This window comes from Microbacterium sp. Y356, from assembly GCF_059445355.1.
The window spans coordinates 1,518,353-1,538,958 of the sequence record NZ_JCAIUE010000001.1 but is presented as its reverse complement, the minus strand read 5'-3'; the positions used below and the strand labels follow the sequence as shown (position 1 = coordinate 1,538,958).

Below are 20,606 nucleotides of genomic sequence, written 5' to 3'. Positions count from 1 at the left end.
GATGTTTCCGGCAGGATGGGTGCATGCGCATTCTCGATTCACATCTGCACCTGTGGGATCCGGAGCGTCTCGAGTATTCGTGGCTCGAGGGTCCATTGCGGGCGCGGTTTGCTGTGGACGAGCTTGCTGTCGCCGTTGGCGGTCTCGACGGCACGCGCGACTTCATCTTCGTTCAGGCTGGCAGCGCTGAGGAACAATACCTCGACGAGGTCGAGTGGGTGTCGTCGCTGGCTGCGCGCGTCGGGGTACGGGGGATCGTCGCCGGTGCGCGACTCGATCGCGGTGCGGCCACGATCGAGTATTTGGATACCGTGGCTGAGAAGCCGCTCGTCGTCGGCGTGCGCCACCTGCTGCAGGGCGAACGTGTGGGCTTCGCGGGTACGGCCACGTTCCGAGCCGGAGTGCTGGCGCTCGCGGAACGAGATCTGACGTTCGACGCGTGCGTGCGGGGGCCGGCGCAGCTACAAGACGTGGTCGCCCTCGCGGAGGAGTTGCCTGAGCTGCGGATTGTCCTCGATCACCTCGGTAAGCCCTCGGTCGGCACGGCTGAGGCGCCGGCTGCGCCGTCGACGCAATGGTCAGACGGGATGCATGCGCTCGCCGCGCACTCCCGGGTGTTCTGCAAACTTTCCGGGCTGCCCGCCGAGGCCGACGGTGCATGGGATGCAGCACAGATGGTGGCCTTCCTCGACGTCGCGCTCGCCGCATTCGGACCCGACCGGCTGATGTTCGGCAGCGATTGGCCGGTGTCCGCGGTGCGCGCATCCGGAACTGTCGCGACCGTTGATCCTGTTGCCATCGCAGCGTGGACGGGTGCCGTGGCATCCTGGGCCGCGTCTCACGATCTAGACACCGACGCGATCCTGTACCGCAACGCGGAGCGCTTCTACGGGATCGGGTAGCCAGCGGGTGTGCCTGCGCGGTGCGGGCCGCGGCGGGTGTCGTACATGGCCGCTACTCGCGGGTGGATGCGGCGATGTGTGGCACCTCGCTGGGCGCGGCCGGAGCGCGGGCCGCGGCAGGTGTCGCACATGGCCGCTACTCGCGGGTGGATGCGACGATCTGCGACCCCTCGCTCCGCGCGGACGGACCTGCGGCGGGGCAGGTGTCACTGGTGGTCGCTATCTGTGGGTGGATGCGACGATCTGCGACCCCTCGCGCAGGCCGCGTGGGCCAGGCCTACTCGGCGCGCAGGCGCAGCTGCGCCATACCGCCGTCGACCTCGATGAACGTGCCGGTCGTTGAGCCGGCGCCAGGAGAGACCAGATACGCCACAGCGGCGGCGACCTCCTCCGGGCTGACCAGGCGGCCGTGCGGCTGACGGGCCTCGAGCGCCGCGCGCTCAGCCATGGGGTCATCGGCTTGGCCGAGCAGGCGTCCGACCCACGGAGTGTCTGCGGTGCCAGGATTCACGGCGTTGACGCGGATGCCTTCGCGCAGATGATCCGCGGCCATCGCGCGTGTGAGAGCGGAGACCGCACCCTTGGACGCGGTGTACAGCGCACGCTGCGGCAGGCCGGTCGACGAAGCGATGGATGCCGTGTTGCACACGGCAGCGGCTGGCGACTGGCGCAGCCACGGAAGCGCCGCCGAGGTCACGCGGGCGATGCCGGTGACGTTCACCGAGAGCACCCGTGCCCACTCTTCGTCGTCGTTCGCGCTGATGTCGCCGACCGCACCGATACCGGCGTTGTTCACGACGATGTCGATGCGGCCGAACTTCTCGGCGACGGCCGCGACCGCGGCATCCACGCTGGCGCGATCCGACACATCAGCGGTGAACGCGGCGAAGCGCTCGTCGGCGCCGGAAGGGTCGCGATCGAGTACGGCGATCTGCGCTCCGTCAGCGTGCAGCCGGGATGCGATCGCCGCGCCGATGCCGGATGCGCCGCCGGTGACGATTGCAACGAGACCCTCAAGCGTGGCGCTCATCGGGACGGCTCCCATGCCACGAAGTTCTGCCGCTGGTGGCCGAGGCCATCGATTTCGATGTCGACGACATCGCCGGCCTTCAGGTAGGGGAACTTGCCCGAAAGGGCCACGCCCTGCGGTGTGCCGGTGAGGATGAGGTCGCCGGGCTCGAGCGTCACGTACTGCGAGAGGTGGTGCACGATGTGCTCGACCGAGAAGATCATGTCACGGGTGTTCGAATCCTGACGGGGCTCACCGCCTACGAAGCTGCGCAGGTCCAGGTTCTGATGATCGACCTCGTCAGGGGTGACCAGCCAGGGGCCGGTGGGGTTGAAGCCGGCGGCGATCTTGCCCTTCGACCACTGTCCGCCCGAGACCTCGATCTGGAACGTACGCTCAGAGACGTCGTTGGCGGTGACGAAGCCGGCGATGTGGTCGAGTGACTCCGAGACGCTGTCGAGATAGGCGGCACGCTTGCCGATCACGACGCCGAGCTCCACCTCCCAGTCGGTCTTCTCACTGCCGCGGGGGATGGTCACGTCATCATTCGGACCGACGACCGTGTTCGGGGTCTTCAAGAAAAGAATCGGAATCTTCGGTGGCTCGGAACCTGACTCGGCCGCGTGCGCGGCGTAGTTCATGCCGATGCAGATGACGGCGCTGGGTCGTGCGATGGGAGCGCCGATGCGCAGATCTGCTGCCCCCTCAAGCTCCTCGAGCTCGCCAGCGGCGAGGGCGGCCGCCACTCGCGAACGGAAATCGCCGGAGAGGAAATCCCCGTTGACGTCGGATGTCACGGTTCGCAGGTCGAGGTGACGATCGCCGTCAACCAGGACGGGAATTTCGGATCCAGGGGCGCCAAGCCGCGCGAACTTCATAGTTCTCCTACCTCGTTAGGGGGCCGCCATCGGGCGGCACGTCTGATTGACAGTATAGACATCGGATGTTTACACTCCAAGAGATCCGTGCAGAAATTTCGTGCTGCACCAGGAGAGGAACCCCGTGAGCCGCATCGTTGCACTCGAGACCACAGATATCCGTTTCCCTACGTCATTGAGCCTTGACGGCTCGGACGCCATGAACACCGACCCCGACTACTCCGCGGCATACGTGATCATCCGCACCGACGCTGCGGACGACATCGCCGGACACTCCTTCGTGTTCACGATCGGCCGGGGCAATGACGTGCAGGTCGCCGGTATCAACGCGCTCGCCGGTCATCTCGTTGGGCGGGAGCTCGAGCCGCTGCTCGACGACATGGGAACGACGTTCCGTGACATCATCGGCGACTCGCAGCTGCGCTGGTTGGGTCCAGAAAAGGGCGTCATGCACATGGCTATCGGCGCCGTGATCAATGCGCTGTGGGACATCAAGGCCAAGCGTGCAGGCCTTCCGCTTTGGCAGCTGCTGTCGAGGATGACGCCCGCAGAGATCGTCTCGCTCGTCGACTTCCGCTATCTCACTAACGTGCTCACACCCGAGCAGGCGCTCGAGATTCTCCAGGCGGCGGTCCCCGGCCGCGCCGAACGCGAGGCAGAACTCCTCGCCACCGGATACCCCGGATACACCACGAGTCCCGGCTGGCTCGGCTACTCCGACGAGAAACTTGAGCGCCTCGCCCGGGAGGCCCTTGCTGACGGCTTCACGCAGATCAAGCTCAAGGTCGGCGCCGACCTCGACGACGACATCCGCCGCTTCCGCAAGGCGCGCGAAGTGTGCGGCCCTGACTTCCCAATCGCGATCGACGCGAACCAGCGCTGGGAGGTCTCCGAGGCGATCGAGTGGGTGAACGCGCTCGCCGAGTTCAACCCGGCCTGGGTCGAAGAGCCCACCAGCCCCGACGACATCCTCGGCCACGCCGAGATTGCCCGCGGCATCGCTCCGATTCGCGTTGCAACCGGCGAGCACGCTCAGAACCGGATGATCTTCAAGCAACTGCTGCAGGCGAACGCCATCGAGGTCATGCAGATTGACGCCGTGCGCGTGGCCGGTGTCAACGAGAACATCGCCAACCTGCTGCTGGCAGCGAAGTTTGGTGTGCCGGTCTGCCCGCATGCGGGCGGCGTGGGCCTCTGCGAAGCGGTGCAGCACCTGTCGATGTTCGACTTCGTCGCCATCACCGGCACCCGAGAGGGACGCTTGATCGAGTTCGTCGATCACCTGCACGAGCACTTCGTCACACCGACCGACATTCAGGGCGGTTCCTACATGCCGCCCACCGCTGCAGGTGCCAGCATGGAGATGAAGGCGGAAAGCATCGCGAAGTACACCTGGACGGGTGCGCATGTCACGGACTGACCTGAACATCCCGGCGCTCGGGTACGGCGCAGCGAATGTCGGCAACCTTTTTCGCGCGCTGACGGATGCCGAAGCATGGGCCGTGCTCGACGCGGCGTGGGACAGCGGCATCCGCTACTACGACACCGCACCGCACTATGGGCTCGGCCTTTCCGAGCGTCGCCTTGGGGCGTTCTTGCAGACCAAGCCGCGTGACGAATTCGTCGTCTCGACCAAGGTCGGTCGCCTGCTGCGGCCGAACCCCGATTTCGATGGCGGGCTCGACACCGACAACGACTTCTTCGTGCCGAACGACCTGCAGCGAGTGTGGGACTTCTCGGATGCCGGCATCCGCGCATCACTCGATGAATCCCGGGAGCGCCTGGGGCTCGACCGAATCGACATCGCGTACCTGCATGATCCAGAGCGGCATGACCTCGATCTGGCGCTCGCCGAAGCATTCCCCGCCCTCGAACAGCTGCGCGCTGGGGGGACGATCGGCGCGATCGGTGTGGGGGCAATGGCCAGTGATGCGCTCGCCCGCTCAGTGCGCGAAGCCGACCTGGACGTCGTCATGATCGCCGGCCGATACACGCTGCTGGAGCAGCCGGCGGCTGCCGACGTGCTGCCGGCCTGTCGCGAGCGCGGCACCGGTGTGGTCGCGGCATCCGTGTTCAATTCCGGCCTGCTCGCGAAGGCAGAACCGACTCGCGACAGCCGATACGAATACGGCGGGATGCCTGACGAGATCTGGGACCGTCTGCAGCGCATCGTTGCCGTCTGCCGCGCGCACGATGTGTTGCTTCCGGCGGCGGCGATTCAGTTTCCGCTGCGGGATGCAGTAACTCGCTCGGTCGTGGTCGGCAGCTCCCGACCGGAACAGGTGCGTCAGAACGCGGCCCTCGCCGCTGCGCGTATTCCCGCCGCGTTCTGGCTCGAGCTCATCGCCGAAGCACTAATCCCCGGATGAATCGACCGTTCCCGTCGCGATTTCTGTCGGCTGACCGCGCGCCAGGCGACAGAAATCGCGACGGGAACAGCAAGGAGAAAAATGCTTGAAGGAATTGATCCGCTGCTCACAGGTGAACTGCTGCTGCACCTCGACCGGATGGGGCATTCCGATTCCGTCGTGATCGCGGACGCGCACTTCCCCGCCTGGGCGCTGGGGGAACGCGCCATCGATCTGCCGGGGACGACGACACCTGAGGTCCTGGCAGCTATCCGCACGGTGATCCCGCTGGATGATGCGCCAGGTCTCGACCTGATGGCCTCCGCCGACGGCGAAGTTCTCGACGTTCAGCGCGAGTTGATGGCCGCCGCCGGAACAACGGTCGAGACGACCAAGTTCGTCGAGCGCTTCGCCTACTACGACATCGCCGAGGCCGCGTACCTCATCGTCCGCACCGGCGAGACGCGCAAGTACGGCAATGCACTGCTGCGCAAGGGGGTCGTCGGACACGCCTCTGCGTGAGGGTTGTTGTAGCCGAACGGTCGGCCTGGCTCCCAGTGGGGCGTGGGGATTAGTGCCGGTCGATCGAGCTCACGGCGTGCACTGCATCGCGGATGTAGCGGTTCGCGTGTGCGGCGAGATCGTCAGAGTCCTGCCAGAGGTTGCGCCAGATGCCGAGAGTGTTGCTGAGCTCAGCACTGACCACGGCCGACGAGAACGACTCGAACACGACTGGTCCGTCGTAGGCGACGTCGTGCAGTGCACGGAAGAACGTCGCGAAGTCGACGGTGCCGGTGCCGAGGTATCCGCGGTGGCTGTCACCGATGTGCACGTAGCCGAGCTTTCCTGCCGCGGCGACGTCATGCACTGGTTGGAAGAAGTCGGACTCTTCGATGTTCATGTGGTACGTATCCAGATGCACGCTCACATCGCCCGAGATGCCTTCGACGAAGCCCAGCGCACCACGGCCGGTGTTGAAGACGTTCGACTCGTAGCGGTTCACAACCTCGAGAGACAGGCGGATGCCACGCTCGGCTGCGATCGCCGCCAGCGAGGAGATCGCGGCCTGGCTGTTCGCGACGCCGTTCGGCGTCGCCGGCGTCATGTACTTGCCCATCGCCGAGTAGATGACGCCGCACAGCACCTCGCCGCCCATCGTGGCGACGTGGTCGAGGCAGCGCTCCAGCATCGACGCACCAGCGGTTACGACGGCGGGGTCTTCGCTGGTGAGGTCGGTCGCTGACGTTAGACCGAGTGATGCCGTCACCGCGAGGTCGTTGTCGCGCAGCATCCGCCCGGCGAGTTCCGAGTCAAAGGCAGCGGCATCCATCAGAGGTATCTCGATGAGGTCGAAGCCCGCGTTCTTGGTTCCCTCGATCGCGCGCCGCAGGCCCGCCTCCTCGAAGGTTCCGCTGAAGACCAGTCCGTGCGCACCAATGAGCATTTTCAATCCTGTCTCTGCGCGTTCGCGCGTAGTCGTGACAAACTTGTTATTACAGGTCTAGCATGGCAAGGCGGGGTTAGGTACATTTAGGTACAACTTGCATCGAAGTGGATGCTGGTAGAGAATTGACCCGATGTTTGATCCGGCGCGTCAGCGTCCACGCATCATGACAGACAACAGGACCTCCAAGGGAGCAGGCGAGCATATGAGCGATCCCATTCTTCGGGTGGAAGGCATTAGCAAGGGTTTCCCCGGCGTGCAGGCACTCCAGGATGTGCACCTCGAAGTGCGCGCCGGCGAGGTACTCGTGCTCGTGGGCGAGAACGGTGCCGGTAAGTCGACGCTGATGAAAATCCTCTCTGGGATCTACATGCGTGATGAGGGCACGATCACCTTCGAGGGTCGCGAAGTCGAACTGACCAGCCCGCTTCAGGCGCAGCAGCTCGGCATCACGATCATCCATCAGGAATTGAACATGATGCCTGACCTCACAGTCGCGCAGAACATCTTCATCGGCAGGGAGCCCACGTCAGGGCCTCTGCTCTCTGAGCGCAAGCTCAACCGGCAGACCTCCGAACTGCTGAAGGGTCTGGGTATCGCGCTCAACCCAAAGCAGAGCGTCGGAGAGCTGACGGTCGCCGAGCAGCAGATGGTCGAAATTGCCAAGGCGCTGTCGTTCGACGCCAAGGTTCTCATCATGGATGAGCCGACGTCAGCGCTCACCGACAGCGAGGTGGAGACGCTCTTCCTTCTGATCGAACAGCTCAAGGCGAACGGCACCGGCATTGTTTACATCTCACATCGTATGGACGAGCTTCGCCGTCTCGCGGATCGTGTCTCGGTGCTCCGCGATGGTCAATACATCGGATCACTTGAGAAGAGTGAGATCAGCATCCCCAAGATCATCGAGATGATGGTCGGTCGTGTCATCGACGAGGGAACCCGTCCGACGGCCCGCGATCACGACAACGATCCGATCGTTCTCGACGTGGCGAACCTGTCGACCAAGGCGCTCTTGAAGGACGTCAGCTTCCAGCTTCGACGGGGCGAGATCCTCGGGTTCGCCGGACTCATGGGAGCAGGCCGAACCGAGACCGCTCGCGCCGTGATCGGCGCCGATCCGCGCAGCGCAGGGACCATCTCCATCAACGGTCGAGTCGCCAAGATCCGTCAGCCTGAGGATGCCGTCAAGCGGGGTGTCGGATACCTCTCCGAGGACCGCAAGCAGCTCGGTCTCATGCTCGAGCAGGACGTCACATTCAACACCGTCCTGGCATCCCTCGGCCGATACACCAACGCGATCGGCTGGATGGGCGACAGCAAGGCCAAGAATCAGACCAAGGACTACGTGCGGCAGCTGCGTGTGAAGACGCCATCGGTCAACCAGATGGTCAAGCTGCTGTCGGGCGGAAACCAGCAGAAGGTCGTCATCGCCCGTTGGCTGATGCGCGACTGCGACATCCTCATCTTCGACGAGCCGACTCGAGGGATCGATGTGGGCGCAAAGGAAGAGATCTACCGGCTCATGCAGCAGCTCGCTGACACCGGTAAGTCCATCATTGTCATCTCGTCCGAGCTACCAGAGATCCTCCGCGTCGCCAACCGCATCGCGGTGTTCGCGAACGGTCGGATCACCGGAACACTCCGCAACGAAGAAGCCAGCCAGGAGAAGATCATGCAACTCGCAGCCCATGGGGAGGAAGACTGATGAGCACGCCGCAACAGCCCGGATCGACGACGACCGTCATCCAGCAGGCAGTCAACGAGAACACCGACAAGCGTGATGTCAGCGGCTTCTTGAAGCGTCAGGCACAGCAATCGCTCGCGTTCGGCACGCTCGTTGTGCTGCTGATCTTCTTCTCGCTCGCGAGCCCGAACTTCTTCACGTTCAGCAACATCGCCTCGGTGCTCCTATCGACAGCAGTCATCGGCATCCTGGCGCTTGGCACCACGTTCGTCATCATCACCGGTGGCATTGACCTGTCCTTGGGTACAGGTATGGCACTGTGTTCGGTGATGACGGGTGTGTTCATCACGAACATGGGTCTTCCGGTCTGGCTTGGGGTGATCGGCGGTATCGCCACGGGTGTGCTGATGGGGCTGGTCAACGGCGTGAATGTGGCGTATCTGCGCCTTCCACCATTCATCGCCACTCTGGCGATGATGATGATCGCCGGCGGTCTCGCCCTGGTCATCTCCGGTGTCGCACCGATCTATTTCTCGACGTCTGCGCCTGACTTTAAGAGGATCGCTCTCGGCACGATCATCCCCGGCATCCCGAACGCCGTCCTCATCACCGCACTGCTGGCGATCGTGGCATTCCTCGTGCTTTCCAAGACGCTGCTGGGTCGCTACACCTTCGCGATCGGTTCCAATGAAGAGGCCACTCGCCTGTCTGGCGTAAATACCCGCCGTTGGACGATCCTCATTTACATGTTCGCTGGGGCCTTCACCGGCATCGCCGGCGTCGTCATTGCCTCACGCCTCGACTCGGCTCAGCCGCAGATCGGCACTGGCTACGAGCTGCAGGCGATCGCGGCCGTTATCATCGGCGGGACGTCGCTTCTGGGTGGCCGTGGCTCGATCATCGGTACCGTAATCGGCGCGCTGATCATGAGCGTGCTCGTCAACGGTCTCAGCATCCTCTCGATCCAGACCGAGTGGCGCAACATCGTTGTCGGTGTCGTGGTGCTGCTGGCCGTCTTCCTCGATTCGCTGCGCAACCGCCAGCGAACCTGATCCTCGGGTGGTGGCGATACCTGTGCCCGCCACCACCACGATCGGCTTCGGCCGAAAATCGCGGAGTGATCCGCACCGGCACACACCACCGGAATGTCCACATCGTCGGTCGCGAGATCGGCACCCACAGAACAATGGAGTTTCCCATGCGATTTGGCAAGAAGACCGCATTCGCGGCACTCGTGGCCGCATCTGCGCTTGTGATGGCGGGCTGCGCAGGCAGCGGCGACGTCATCGACGAGGGCGCAGGCGCTGACGGCGGCAGCAGCAGCGACGAAATGTACATCGCCCTCGTCTCAAAGGGCTTCCAGCACCAGTTCTGGCAGGCCGTGAAGACGGGTGCTGAGGAGCGGGCGGAAGAGCTCGGCGTCAAGATCACTTTCGACGGCCCCGCCGCCGAGACCGAGATCGCGCAGCAGCTCGAGATGCTCACCACGGCGATCGACAAGAACCCGGATGCTATCGCCTACGCGGCGCTCGACCCCGAGGCGTGCGTTGCACCGCTCGAGCAGGCGAAGTCCAAGGACATCCCCGTCGTCTACTTCGACGCTCCCTGCAACGGTGATGTCGGCCTGAGCCTGGCCGCAACCGACAGCGAGGTCGCCGGTGCACTGGCTGCAGATCACATGGCCGAGCTCATCGGCGGCGAGGGCGAAGTCGCCATTGTTGGACACTCGCAGATCAACTCGACCGGTGTCGAGCGCCGTGATGGCTTCGTCAACCAGATGGAGTCTGAGTACCCGGACATCGAGATCGTCGACATCCAGTACGGCGACGGCGATCACCTGAAGTCGGCTGACATCGCCAAGGCCATGATCGCGGCGCACCCCGACCTCAAGGGCATCTACGGCACCAACGAGGGCTCCGCCATCGGCGTCGTGAACGCTGTCGGCGAGCTCGGCCTCGAGAAGGGCAAGCTGACGATCATCGGCTTCGACTCCGGTGCCGCGCAGATCAACGCCATCAAGGACGGCACGATGGCCGGCGCTATCACGCAGGACCCGATCGGTATCGGCGCTCAGGTCGTTCAGGCAGCGTATGACGCGGCCAACGGCGAGGCCGTTGATGAGTTCTATGACACCGGTTCGTACTGGTACGACGCCACGAAGCTCGAAGACCCGAAGATCGCCGCGGTTCTCTACGAGTGATCTGACGTCTCGGCTCGGCCCCTCGCCTTCGGGTGAGGGGCCGATTTCGTGCCCCGATTCGGAATCAATTAAGGACACCAGATGTCCCGGTTGAGTGACAAGCTGGCATCAACGAAAGGACGATCATGACCTCTCTGCCCGCTCGACCCACTGGTTCCAACACCATCAACCCGTTCCTCATGACCGATGACGCGGCCGGGATCATCGCATTCCTTGCTGAGGTCTTCGGTGCTGTCGATGTGCCGGAGGCACGCACTCTCGATACCGACGGACTCATCCTGCACTCCGAACTACTCATCGGCGACTCGCTCATCACGGTCGCAGATCGCAAGGCCGACTGGCCTTTCACTCCGGGGTTCATCCAGGTCTACGTCGACGATGTCGACGCGACGCTCGAGCGCGCGGTGCGGCTGGGTGGGCGTATCGTGACACGTCCCACCGACTTCTTCGGTGACACCTTCTCCCGTTTCTCGGACCCGTCCGGCAACCTATGGTGGGTCTACCGGCACGCCCCGCAGGAAGCGTCCGGCGAATGGTCAGCGGAACCGGATGCCGCTGACGGCGCGGACTGGGCGACCGATGGCGATGGCGCGGAGGCCGAGGACTGGTCGAACTTCACCTCGCCCGAGCTCGAGTACATCCACGGAAGCCTTGTCGAGGCGATGTCTGCCCTGCAGGACCCCCGCCAAATCAGCTGAGGGTTCGAGATGCGCGAGGCGCTGTCAGGAGTGAAAGACGGTGTGCAGGTCGCCGATAAGTTCGCGTCCGCCGAGGCCGTCGATCTCGAACAGTACCGAAATGCCTGCGACGTGTGAGCCGAGGCGCTCGATCAGCTGCCGTCCGGCGGCGAGCGTGCCTCCGGTGGCGAGCACGTCATCGATGAGCAGCACGCGCGAGCCGGCCGGAATGTCGTCGTGCATCTCGATCGTCGCGGTGCCGTATTCGAGGGCATAGTCGATGGATGCTGCGGGCCTGGGGAGCTTGCCCGCTTTGCGGATCGGCACCAGCCCGACTCCGGCGACGATGGCAGCGGCGCTTGCGATCAAGAAACCCCGCGCCTCGATGCCGGCGATGACGTCGAACTGTCCCATGAAGGGTTCGATGATCGCCTCGGTCGTTGCGCGCAGCGCGTCAGCATCCGCCAGCAGCGGAGTGATGTCGCGGAAGAGGATGCCGGGTTCTGGATAGTCCGGGATGCTGCGGATGAGCGATTCGGCGCGGGTCAGAGCAGGGGTGAGTTCGGCAGAGGGCACTGAGAGATCGTACTCCAGCGCCCTGTGAGTGTTTCGAGGGCTTGACATTCGTGGGAGCGCTCCCATAGAGTTTCACATCAGTTCGTGGGAGCGCTCCCACGTTTCCATGAATGTCCTATTACCGCACTATCACCGCACCATCTCGCACAAAGGAGTGACCGTGAATACACGTGCCCGCCGACGGATTCTGACTACAGCTGCCGTCGCATCCATCTCTGCCCTCGCCCTCGCAGGCTGTTCTGCTGGCGCCGGCAACACAGACGCAGGCGCCGACGCCGGTGCCGACGCTGACGAGCAGATCACTCTGACCGTCACCACGTTCGGCGTCTTCGGCTATGACGACCTCTACAAGGAATACGAAGACGCCAACCCGAACATCACCATCGAGGCGAACAACATCGACACCGGTGGCAACGCCCGCACCGATACATTCACCAAGATCGCGGCAGGCAGTGGCCTCAGCGACGTCGTCGCGATCGAAGAGGGCTGGCTCGGCGCGATCATGGAGGTCTCCGACTTGTTCGTCGACCAGCGTGACTTCGGCATCGAAGACCGCAAGGACGACTGGGTCGAGTGGAAGTACGATCAGGGCACGGACCCTGAAGGCCGCGTGATCGGCTACGGCACCGACATCGGCCCAAGCGGCATCTGCTACAACGGCCCCGCGTTCGAGGCCGCAGGGCTCCCTAGCGACCGCGAGTCCGTCGCCGAGCTGCTCAACGGCGACTGGGAGAACTACTTCGCCGTCGGCGCCGACTACACAGAGAAGACGGGCAAGGCGTGGTTTGATCACTCCGGCTTCGTCTGGAACTCCATGATCAACCAGCTCGACGAGGGCTATTACACGGCCGACGGTGAGCTGAACGTCGAAGGCAACACTGAGATGCAGGAGCGCTTCGAACTGCTGGGGACTGCAGTCGAAGGTGGCCAGTCGGCTGCAGAAGCCGCGTGGGACTGGAACGGTGGCAAGTCGTTTGTCGACAGCTCCTTCGCGACCTTCGTCTGCCCCGGATGGATGCTGGGAAACATCACCGGCAAGCTCGAGTCAGGTGGCGGTGACGCGTCGACAGGCTGGGACTTCGCCGACGTGTTCCCCGGAGGACCGACCAACTGGGGTGGCGCGTTCCTCACGGTTCCGGAGGCCTCGGAGCACCAGGAAGCAGCTGCGGAACTCGCCAGCTGGTTGACGCTCCCTGAGCAGCAGGTGAAGCAGTCCGCAGCCGCGGGCAACTTCCCGTCGACGATCAAGGCTCAGGAGACGCTCGCGGCTGAGGCGACACCGAACGAGATCTTCAACGACGCGCCGACCGGTGCGATCCTCGCGGCACGCGCAGAGGGCGTCGAAGCGCAGTTCAAGGGCCCGGACGACTCCATCATCCAGGAGAACGTGTTCGGCCCCGCGCTGACCAGTCTCGACCGCGGAGAGGTGAACACGCAGCAGGCGTGGGACAAGGCTCTGGCGCTTCTGGACGAACTCGTCGGCTGATCCTTCGACAGGCTCGGGAACCTTTCGGTTCCCGAGCCTGTCGCTGCTGGTCCGGTGGATAAAGAAGGAACGAAGCAATGACACTCACTGTCCCTCCCGTGCAGCGCACGGACACGGCATCCGCTCGGGTGCCCCATTCCGCGGGGAAACCTTCCTGGCGTCACCGTCGCTCACGATTCGATATGAAGGCGTCACCGTACTTCTATATCTCACCGTTCTTTCTCCTTTTCGGCCTGGTCGGGCTCTTCCCGCTGCTCTACACCGTCTACGTGGCGGTCTTCGAGTGGGACCTGCTCAAGGGGCAGGGCGAGTTCGTTGGCCTCGGCAACTTCATCGAGATTCTCGGCGACTCGATGTTCTGGAACTCGATCTTCAACACTCTGAGCATCTTCCTGCTCTCCGCGATTCCGCAGCTGGCCGTAGCGCTTGTGGTCGCTTATCTTCTTGACCGCGGGCTGCGGGCACCGACCTTCTGGCGGATGAGCGTGCTCATCCCGTTCGTGGTCACCCCTGTCGCTGTCGCGATCATCTTCTCCAGTATCTTCAACGAAGCAGACGGCCTCGCCAACAACCTCCTTAACCTGATCGGCATTGCCGACCAGGAGTGGAAGCACGACACGTTCCTCTCGCATATCGCGATCGCGGTCATGGTGAACTTCCGCTGGACCGGTTACAACGCCCTCATCCTGCTCGCCGCGATGCAGGCGGTGCCGCGTGATCTCTACGAGTCCGCTGCCATCGACGGCGCAGGCCCGATCCGGCGCTTCTTCTCGATCACGATCCCGACAATCCGCCCGACACTGATCTTCGTGATCATCACGGCCACGATCGGTGGCCTGCAGATCTTCGCCGAACCCCGCCTGTTTGACGTTTCCACGGCGGGCGGTATCGGCGGCAGTGACCGGCAATTCCAGACAACAGTGCTGTTCATGTGGGAGCTCGCTTTCTTCCGGCGTGACTTCGGTGAGGCATCCGCCGTTGCCATCTTGCTGTTCGTTCTCATCGTGGGGATCGGTGTGATCAACTTCCTGATCACCCGAGGAATATCCACCGGGGATGCCCCGAGAGCGAAGCGTCGCCGAGCGCGCAAAAACACGACAGGAGCCCAGCGATGACCGCCACCCAGGCCATGAGTGTGCCGGAGAAGCTCCGCAAGCGCCGCGGAGTCAGCTCTGGATCCGCGGGCATCGGCAGCCGGCCCGGCTTCCTCACCTACGGGCTTCTCGCCGCCTTCATCATCGGCAGCGTCTATCCGCTGTGGTGGTCTGTCGTCGTCGCCAGCGGCACCAACTCCACCCGCGGTGAAACGCTCCCGCTCATCCCCGGTGGCAACTTCTTCACCAACGCTGCGAAGGTGCTCGACGCCATCCCGTTCTGGCTGGCGCTGGGCAACTCTCTACTGATCTCGACGATCATCACCGTCTCCGTCGTGACATTCTCCACTCTCGCCGGGTATGCCTTCGCGAAGCTGCGTTTCCGTGGGCGAGAGGGACTCATGGTGTTCGTTATCGCCACGATGGCGATCCCTACGCAGCTCGGCATCATCCCCCTGTTCATGTTGATGAGACAGCTCGGCTGGACCGGATCGATCGGTGCGGTGATCATCCCGATGCTGGTGACGGCGTTCGGTGTGTTCTTCATGCGCCAGTACCTCGTCGACGTCATCCCGGATGAGCTCATCGAAGCCGCACGGATGGACGGCGCGAACCAGTTCCGAACGTTCCTCACCGTGGGTATTCCCGCTGCTCGCCCGGCCATGGCGATCCTCGGACTGTTCACATTCATGACGGCGTGGACGGACTACCTCTGGCCCCTGATCGTCCTTTCTCCGCAGAATCCGACGCTGCAGACGGCGCTCAGCCAGCTGCAGTCCGGCTATTACATCGACTACTCCATCGTGCTCGCCGGTGCTGTGCTCGCGACGCTCCCTCTCCTTGTGCTCTTCGTGGTCGCAGGCAAGCAGCTCGTCAGCGGCATCATGGCTGGCGCGGTGAAAGGATGACCTCTATGACTTCCAGGACGTTCCCGACAAACTTCCTCTTCGGCGCGGCAACAGCGGCCTATCAGATCGAAGGTGCGGCCTTCGAAGATGGGCGTACGGCGTCGATCTGGGACAAGTTCGCACGGGTTCCCGGTGCGGTCATCGGTGGCGAAAACGGCGATGTGGCGTGCGATCACTACCACCGCTATCCCGAGGATGTCGCGCTCATGACCGAGCTCGGATTGCAAACGTACCGCTTCTCGACCTCCTGGTCGCGGGTGCGTCCGGATGGCGGAGCGGTCAACGAAAAGGGCGTCGACTTCTACAAACGGCTGGTCGACGAACTGCTGGCTGCCGACATCCTGCCCTGGCTGACGCTTTACCACTGGGATATGCCGCAGGCGCTGCAGGAGAACGGCGGCTGGACGAATCGCGACAGCGTGGAGCGCTTCGTTGAGTACGCCAGCACTATGCATGACGCGCTCGGTGACAGGGTGAACGTGTGGACGACGCTGAACGAGCCGTGGTGCTCGTCCTTCCTCTCCTACACCGGGGGCGAGCACGCGCCGGGTCACACGAGCATTGCCGAAGGCCTGCTCGCCTCGCATCACCTGCTGCTCGCCCACGGCGAGACCGTTCGCGAGTTGCGTGGCCGCGACGCATCGCTGGACCTGGGCATCACGCTCAACCACACGGTTGCCGACCCCGCCGACCCGCAGAACCTTGAAGACGTCGATGCGGCGCGCCGTATCGATGGGCAGTTCAATCGCTGGTTCCTCGACCCGCTCTACGTCGGCGTCTACCCGGCCGACATCGTCGATGACATCCGTGCGGTAGATGCCGATGCCGTGGCGCAATTCGAAGCCGCAATCCATGACGGTGACCTGGAGACGATCTCACAAAAGATCGACACCCAGGGAGTGAACTATTACCACGGCGATTTTGTCTCGGGCACGGCGCCCGCCACGTCTACCGTTTCCGGTGGTCCGAGCACCGAGCGCAAGACCCGAAGCCCGTATCCGTCGAGCGATGGCATCCACTCTGTCGAGCGGGGCCTGCCGCGCACCGCCCAGAACTGGGAGGTGCAGCCGGAGGGGCTCACTCGATTGCTTCAGCGCGTCTGGACCGAGTACGCCCAGCCCGCAGGCACCGTGCTTTACATGACCGAGAACGGCGCGGCCTACGATGACGTCGCGGTGGTCGAGGACGGCGAGACACGCGTCCACGACACGGATCGCGCCGAGTTCCTGCGTCTGCACCTCGGTGCAGTGCTGGATGCTGCGGACTCCGGAGTCGACGTGCGTGGCTACTTCTACTGGTCGATGTTCGACAACTTCGAGTGGGCCTGGGGCTATGACAAGCGTTTCGGCATCGTTCGAGTCGACTACGACACCCAAGAGCGCAGCATCAAAGACAGCGGTCGGGAGTACGCTCGCATCATCGCCGCTCGTTCTCTCTGAGCGCGCGAAGGAGGGGAGAGCTGTGCCGTCACGCGCGACCATCGAAGAGGTGGCGGCTGCCGCCGGAGTGTCACGGTCGACAGTGTCGCGTGTGGTCAACGGATCGACCGCCGTCAGCCCCGAGGCACTCGAAGCCGTGCAGGTCGCGATTTCGACGCTCAACTATGTGCCCAATCGTGCGGCCCGTTCGCTCGCATCCAGGCAGACGCACGCGATCGCGCTGATTGTTCCAGAAGACACCACACGCTTCTTCGGTGAGCCCTTCTTCGCATCGATCGTTGCAGGCATCACCAGTGCTCTCGGCGGATCCGACTATCTATTGAATCTGCTCATCGCCAGCGACGACCCCGGCGCGAAGATGGCCAGTTTCGTGCGCAATGGGGGCGTCGACGGTGCGCTGATCGTCTCGCATCACACCAGCGACGCATTCATCGACCAGATCACGGATGCTGTGCCGGTGGTGTTCGGAGGGCGCTCGGCGCATCCGCGTCCTAGTGATTACGTTGTCGATGTCGACAACGTCTCGGCGGCGCGCGGTGCCACCCAGCACCTCATCGACATCGGGCGAAAGCGCATCGCGACGATCTCCGGTTCATTGACGATGATCGCGTCGCTCGATCGCGTGCAGGGTTTTCGCGATGTGCTCGCGGAGGCGGGTCTCACCCCGTTCGCCGAAGCCGAGGGCGACTTCAGTGAGGAGAGCGGCGGCGAGGCCGCCAGGCGCATCCTCGAAGTCGGGGTGCCTGATGCGATCTTCATCGCCAGCGACCTCATGGCGCGCGGTGCGCTGACCGTGCTGCGCGCCGAAGGAATCCGCGTGCCGGAGGATGTCGCCATCGTAGGTTTCGATGACTCAGCGGTGGCGCTCAGTTCCGTTCCGCAGTTGACCACCGTGCGTCAGCCCATGTATGCGATGGGGGAGACGATGGCAGCGGTGCTGATGTCGCGCCTGAACGGTGGAGAGCCGCCGCAGACCACGATCCTGCCGACTGAGCTGGTGGTGCGGGCTTCGACGTAGGGTCTGTCGCTCGTCCCAGATCAGGCCAACTGCGCCTTCAGTGTGTTGCGCCACGGGTCGGTGAAGGTCAGGGTGCGACCGTCATCCTGCACCTGGGTGCCGAAGTGCGTCAACCGCTCGTTCAACTCGCCAAGAGCATCCGCATTCGGCAAGGCAAGATCCATCTGACCGAGGCCGAGTGCTGGCATCCGCGGGCCTGCGCCACGCGAGTTCCAGACGTTCATGGCCATGTGGTGGTGGTAGCCGCCGGCGCTGACGAACAGTGCTTGGTTACCTAGGGATGCCGTGGCGTCGAATCCCAGGCGACCCACGTAGAACTCGCGGGCGGTGGCGATGTCTCCGACGGAGAGGTGCACGTGACCGATCTGTGCGGGCGCGGTCACGGTCGCCGTCTCCTCGGTGAAATGCTCCTTCAGGAACGTGTTCGGGTCGAGGTAGAGGGTGGCCATCTCGATTTCGCCGTGCGTCCACGACCACTCCGAGCGGTCGCGGTCCCAGTACAGCTCGATGCCGTTGCCCTCAGGGTCGGTGAGGTAGAAGGCCTGGCTGACCAGGTGGTCGGCGCTTCCGGTGAAGGTCTGTGGCGCGCGCTGAGCGACCGAGAGGAGAGCGGATGCGAGAGCTGCCTGCGATTCGAACACGATCGCTGTGTGGTACAGCCCTGCGGAGCCGGTCGCCGCGTGCGCGAGCGTCGGCTCATGCTGGAGGATCACGATCGGCGTCCCCGCGCGACCGAGCACCACGGAATCGCGCTCGGCGCTCTGCACCTGAAGCGTGATGACGTCGCGGTAGAACGCCGTCATCGCATCGAGGTCACCGACGAGCAGGGTGACGGCTCCCATGGTGGTTGCCGCGGCAAGTTTTTCGTTCATGTCAGTTGGAACGGCCCCGACCCGGAATCTATTCCTGGCTACTCGCGGCCCATTCGGGCGAACGCGCCCAGCACGAGTCGTTCGGATTGGATGAGATAGCCCTCTAGCGCGTCGGCTGCGGCGTGGGGGCCTTCCTCAAGGAAGGTCTTGAGAACGACACGGTTCTTGCGCACGAACGGCTCATGGAGCGCGCGGGGATCGTCGATCTCAAGGAACACCAGCCGCAACTCGGCAGCGAGATTTCGATAGGTGCGGGCAAGCCTCGGGCTGTCCGCCAAGGCCACGATCGCATCGTGGAAGGCCATGTTCGCGCTGCCCACTCGACGCCATTGCTCACGGGGGAGGTGGAGTTCGGCTTCAGCCAGGGCATCCTTCATCAGTTGCACCGCCGGGTGCTCTGGTTCTGACTGGCGAAGCGCAGTGCACTCGATGATGCGGCGCGCGCGATAGATATCGATGACATCAGCGATCGTGGGGGCCGCAACCGAGACGCCGCGATTCGGGATGTGTTCGATGAGCCCTTGCTCGGCCAGCACTCGGAACGCCTCGCGCAGTGTGTTGCGTGACACCTCGAATCGCTCAGCCAGTGCGGATTCGGACAGGCGGGACCCTGGCGCGAAATCACCATCGATGATGCTCTGTCGCAGCACATCGGCCAGTACTCCCTGTTGGATCACGCCTTCATGTTATGCGTCTGGTTCGACACTCGTAGCATGCCGGAAACAAAGTTGTAGAACAATCAGCTCGATCTTGTTCTACACTCGGTGTCACCCGACACCCAACAAAGACGATGGGAACCCCCTCCATGTCCGAGCAATCTCAGACTGAATCTCAGCTGGCCGCCGTAAAGAAGCGCGCCGGTCGTAGCGCCGTCATCGGCGCGATCTTCTTGATGGCGACCTCCGCCATCGGGCCCGGCTTCATCACGCAGACCGCGACCTTCACTGCCACGATGGGGTCGGCGTTCGCGTTCGCCATCCTCGTCTCGGTGCTGATCGACATTGCCGTGCAGCTAAACGTCTGGCGGATGATCACGTCATCCGGCAAACGCGCCGGTGAGCTCGCGAATGCGGCGATCCCGTTCTCTGGACACGTGATCGCGATCCTCGTCGTGATCGGCGGTCTCGCGTTCAACATCGGAAACATCGCCGGTGGCGGCCTGGGTCTGAATGCGCTGCTGGGCATCGATCCCAAGATTGGCGGGATGCTGACCGCCGCGCTGGCAATCATCATCTTCCTGGTCAAGAAGGCCGGCAAGGTCATGGACATCGTGCTGATCGTCCTGGGTATCGGCATGATCGTGATGACCGTCATCGTTGCGATCCTCGCGCAGCCGCCGATCGGCGATGCGCTGCGACAGACGATCATCCCGGACGAGCTGAACTTCGCCACCATCACCACCATCGTCGGTGGAACCGTCGGCGGTTACATCACGTACTCGGGCGCACACAGGTACCTGGATTCCGGCCAAACCGGGCCCCAGCACGCCAGCCGGGTCATGCGGGCTGCCGCTAACGGCATCATCATCACCGGCATCATGCGTTACGTGCTGTTCCTGGCGATCCTCGGTGTCGTCGCCTCGGGTGTCGCTCTCGATCTCTCCAGCCAGGCGGCAAACCCTGCCGGTCAGGCCTTCGGCGCAGTGCTCGGAGATGCGGGGCTCCGCATCTTCGGTGCGATCTTCTGGGCGGCTGCTCTCAGCTCGGTCATCGGTGCGGCATACACTTCTGCGACATTCCTGTCGGCATTCAACAAGAAGTTGCTCGGTGGCTGGCCGCTGCAACTGGCGACCGTCGCATTCATCGTCGTGTCGCTGATCGTCTACCTGTCGATCGGCACTGCCCCCGCCGCGATCCTGGTGTTCGTCGGTGGCTTCAACGGGCTCATCCTCCCGATCGGTCTCACGGTGTTCATGTACATCGGCTGGTTCCGGCGTGACCTGCTCGGCACGAAGAAGTACCCGCTGTGGCTGCTGATCGCAGGTACGGTGGTCACTCTGCTGACCTGGTACATGGGTATCGTCTCGGTCGGCCCAATCTTCGCCTTCCTCGGAATCGGAGCGTGACCT

20 protein-coding genes are annotated in these 20,606 nt (G+C 63.6%); 14 read left to right on the top strand and 6 right to left on the bottom strand.

Going from position 1 to position 20,606, the window contains the following annotated elements; genetic code table 11:
• Positions 1-23: 23 nt before the first annotated feature.
• Complete coding sequence (locus tag AC1C2Q_RS07355) at positions 24-902, top strand: amidohydrolase family protein (protein WP_495449563.1); 879 nt, start codon at positions 24-26, stop codon at positions 900-902.
• Between the two features lie 277 nt (positions 903-1,179).
• Here the strand turns inward: AC1C2Q_RS07355 and AC1C2Q_RS07350 are convergent, their stop codons facing one another.
• Both AC1C2Q_RS07350 and AC1C2Q_RS07345 read right to left on the bottom strand, forming a co-directional pair.
• The gene (locus tag AC1C2Q_RS07350) at positions 1,180-1,932 is read right to left on the bottom strand and encodes an SDR family NAD(P)-dependent oxidoreductase (protein ID WP_495430423.1); all 753 of its coding nucleotides are present in this window, start codon (positions 1,930-1,932) and stop codon (positions 1,180-1,182) included.
• Positions 1,929-2,789, bottom strand: a complete 861-nt coding sequence (locus AC1C2Q_RS07345; RefSeq protein ID WP_495449562.1) for a fumarylacetoacetate hydrolase family protein — start codon at positions 2,787-2,789, stop codon at positions 1,929-1,931. The genes AC1C2Q_RS07350 and AC1C2Q_RS07345 overlap by 4 nt, the downstream gene beginning before the upstream one ends.
• Before the next feature lie 124 nt (positions 2,790-2,913).
• Here AC1C2Q_RS07345 and AC1C2Q_RS07340 point away from each other — a divergent pair, with 124 nt between their 5' ends.
• From AC1C2Q_RS07340 to AC1C2Q_RS07330, 3 genes are all read left to right on the top strand, one after another.
• The gene (locus tag AC1C2Q_RS07340; RefSeq protein WP_495449561.1) at positions 2,914-4,209 is read left to right on the top strand and encodes an L-fuconate dehydratase; all 1,296 of its coding nucleotides are present in this window, start codon (positions 2,914-2,916) and stop codon (positions 4,207-4,209) included.
• Positions 4,196-5,158: an aldo/keto reductase gene (locus AC1C2Q_RS07335; RefSeq protein WP_495449560.1), complete on the top strand. Its 963-nt coding sequence runs from the start codon at positions 4,196-4,198 to the stop codon at positions 5,156-5,158. Before AC1C2Q_RS07340 ends, AC1C2Q_RS07335 begins: the two co-directional genes overlap by 14 nt.
• An 81-nt stretch (positions 5,159-5,239) precedes the next feature.
• A complete protein-coding gene (locus tag AC1C2Q_RS07330; protein WP_495449559.1) occupies positions 5,240-5,659 on the top strand; it encodes an RbsD/FucU family protein in 420 nt (139 codons plus the stop codon).
• A 49-nt stretch (positions 5,660-5,708) separates the two neighbouring features.
• Here AC1C2Q_RS07330 and AC1C2Q_RS07325 read toward each other — a convergent pair whose 3' ends face one another.
• The gene (locus AC1C2Q_RS07325) at positions 5,709-6,581 is read right to left on the bottom strand and encodes a sugar phosphate isomerase/epimerase family protein (protein WP_495449558.1); all 873 of its coding nucleotides are present in this window, start codon (positions 6,579-6,581) and stop codon (positions 5,709-5,711) included.
• A 205-nt stretch (positions 6,582-6,786) separates the two neighbouring features.
• Between AC1C2Q_RS07325 and AC1C2Q_RS07320 the strand changes: the two genes are divergently transcribed.
• From AC1C2Q_RS07320 to AC1C2Q_RS07305, 4 genes are all read left to right on the top strand, one after another.
• Complete coding sequence (locus AC1C2Q_RS07320) at positions 6,787-8,289, top strand: sugar ABC transporter ATP-binding protein (RefSeq protein WP_495449557.1); 1,503 nt, start codon at positions 6,787-6,789, stop codon at positions 8,287-8,289.
• The gene (locus AC1C2Q_RS07315) at positions 8,289-9,320 is read left to right on the top strand and encodes an ABC transporter permease (RefSeq protein WP_495430415.1); all 1,032 of its coding nucleotides are present in this window, start codon (positions 8,289-8,291) and stop codon (positions 9,318-9,320) included. The genes AC1C2Q_RS07320 and AC1C2Q_RS07315 overlap by 1 nt, the downstream gene beginning before the upstream one ends.
• A 146-nt stretch (positions 9,321-9,466) precedes the next feature.
• Positions 9,467-10,468, top strand: coding sequence for an ABC transporter substrate-binding protein (locus AC1C2Q_RS07310; protein ID WP_495449556.1), 1,002 nt, complete (start codon positions 9,467-9,469; stop codon positions 10,466-10,468).
• A gap of 125 nt (positions 10,469-10,593) precedes the next feature.
• Entirely contained in the window at positions 10,594-11,166 is a 573-nt protein-coding gene (locus AC1C2Q_RS07305; protein WP_495449555.1) for a VOC family protein, read from the top strand.
• Between the two features lie 24 nt (positions 11,167-11,190).
• Here AC1C2Q_RS07305 and AC1C2Q_RS07300 read toward each other — a convergent pair whose 3' ends face one another.
• A complete protein-coding gene (locus AC1C2Q_RS07300) occupies positions 11,191-11,721 on the bottom strand; it encodes an adenine phosphoribosyltransferase (RefSeq protein ID WP_495430412.1) in 531 nt (176 codons plus the stop codon).
• A 160-nt stretch (positions 11,722-11,881) separates the two neighbouring features.
• On the opposite strand from AC1C2Q_RS07300, the gene AC1C2Q_RS07295 reads away from it, so the two are divergent.
• From AC1C2Q_RS07295 to AC1C2Q_RS07275, 5 genes are all read left to right on the top strand, one after another.
• A complete protein-coding gene (locus AC1C2Q_RS07295; RefSeq protein ID WP_495449554.1) occupies positions 11,882-13,207 on the top strand; it encodes an ABC transporter substrate-binding protein in 1,326 nt (441 codons plus the stop codon).
• 77 nt (positions 13,208-13,284) lie between these two features.
• The gene (locus AC1C2Q_RS07290) at positions 13,285-14,322 is read left to right on the top strand and encodes a carbohydrate ABC transporter permease (RefSeq protein ID WP_495430410.1); all 1,038 of its coding nucleotides are present in this window, start codon (positions 13,285-13,287) and stop codon (positions 14,320-14,322) included.
• A complete protein-coding gene (locus AC1C2Q_RS07285) occupies positions 14,319-15,209 on the top strand; it encodes a carbohydrate ABC transporter permease (RefSeq protein ID WP_495430409.1) in 891 nt (296 codons plus the stop codon). Before AC1C2Q_RS07290 ends, AC1C2Q_RS07285 begins: the two co-directional genes overlap by 4 nt.
• Before the next feature lie 5 nt (positions 15,210-15,214).
• Positions 15,215-16,648: a GH1 family beta-glucosidase gene (locus AC1C2Q_RS07280; RefSeq protein WP_495449553.1), complete on the top strand. Its 1,434-nt coding sequence runs from the start codon at positions 15,215-15,217 to the stop codon at positions 16,646-16,648.
• Positions 16,649-16,670: 22 nt separating this feature from the next.
• Positions 16,671-17,666, top strand: coding sequence for a LacI family DNA-binding transcriptional regulator (locus tag AC1C2Q_RS07275; RefSeq protein ID WP_495430407.1), 996 nt, complete (start codon positions 16,671-16,673; stop codon positions 17,664-17,666).
• 20 nt (positions 17,667-17,686) lie between these two features.
• On the opposite strand, the gene AC1C2Q_RS07270 is transcribed toward AC1C2Q_RS07275, so the two are convergent.
• Both AC1C2Q_RS07270 and AC1C2Q_RS07265 read right to left on the bottom strand, forming a co-directional pair.
• The gene (locus tag AC1C2Q_RS07270; RefSeq protein WP_495449552.1) at positions 17,687-18,538 is read right to left on the bottom strand and encodes a VOC family protein; all 852 of its coding nucleotides are present in this window, start codon (positions 18,536-18,538) and stop codon (positions 17,687-17,689) included.
• Between the two features lie 38 nt (positions 18,539-18,576).
• Complete coding sequence (locus AC1C2Q_RS07265; protein ID WP_495449551.1) at positions 18,577-19,215, bottom strand: GntR family transcriptional regulator; 639 nt, start codon at positions 19,213-19,215, stop codon at positions 18,577-18,579.
• 128 nt (positions 19,216-19,343) lie between these two features.
• Here AC1C2Q_RS07265 and AC1C2Q_RS07260 point away from each other — a divergent pair, with 128 nt between their 5' ends.
• Positions 19,344-20,603, top strand: coding sequence for an NRAMP family divalent metal transporter (locus AC1C2Q_RS07260; protein WP_495449550.1), 1,260 nt, complete (start codon positions 19,344-19,346; stop codon positions 20,601-20,603).
• Positions 20,604-20,606: the final 3 nt, after the last annotated feature.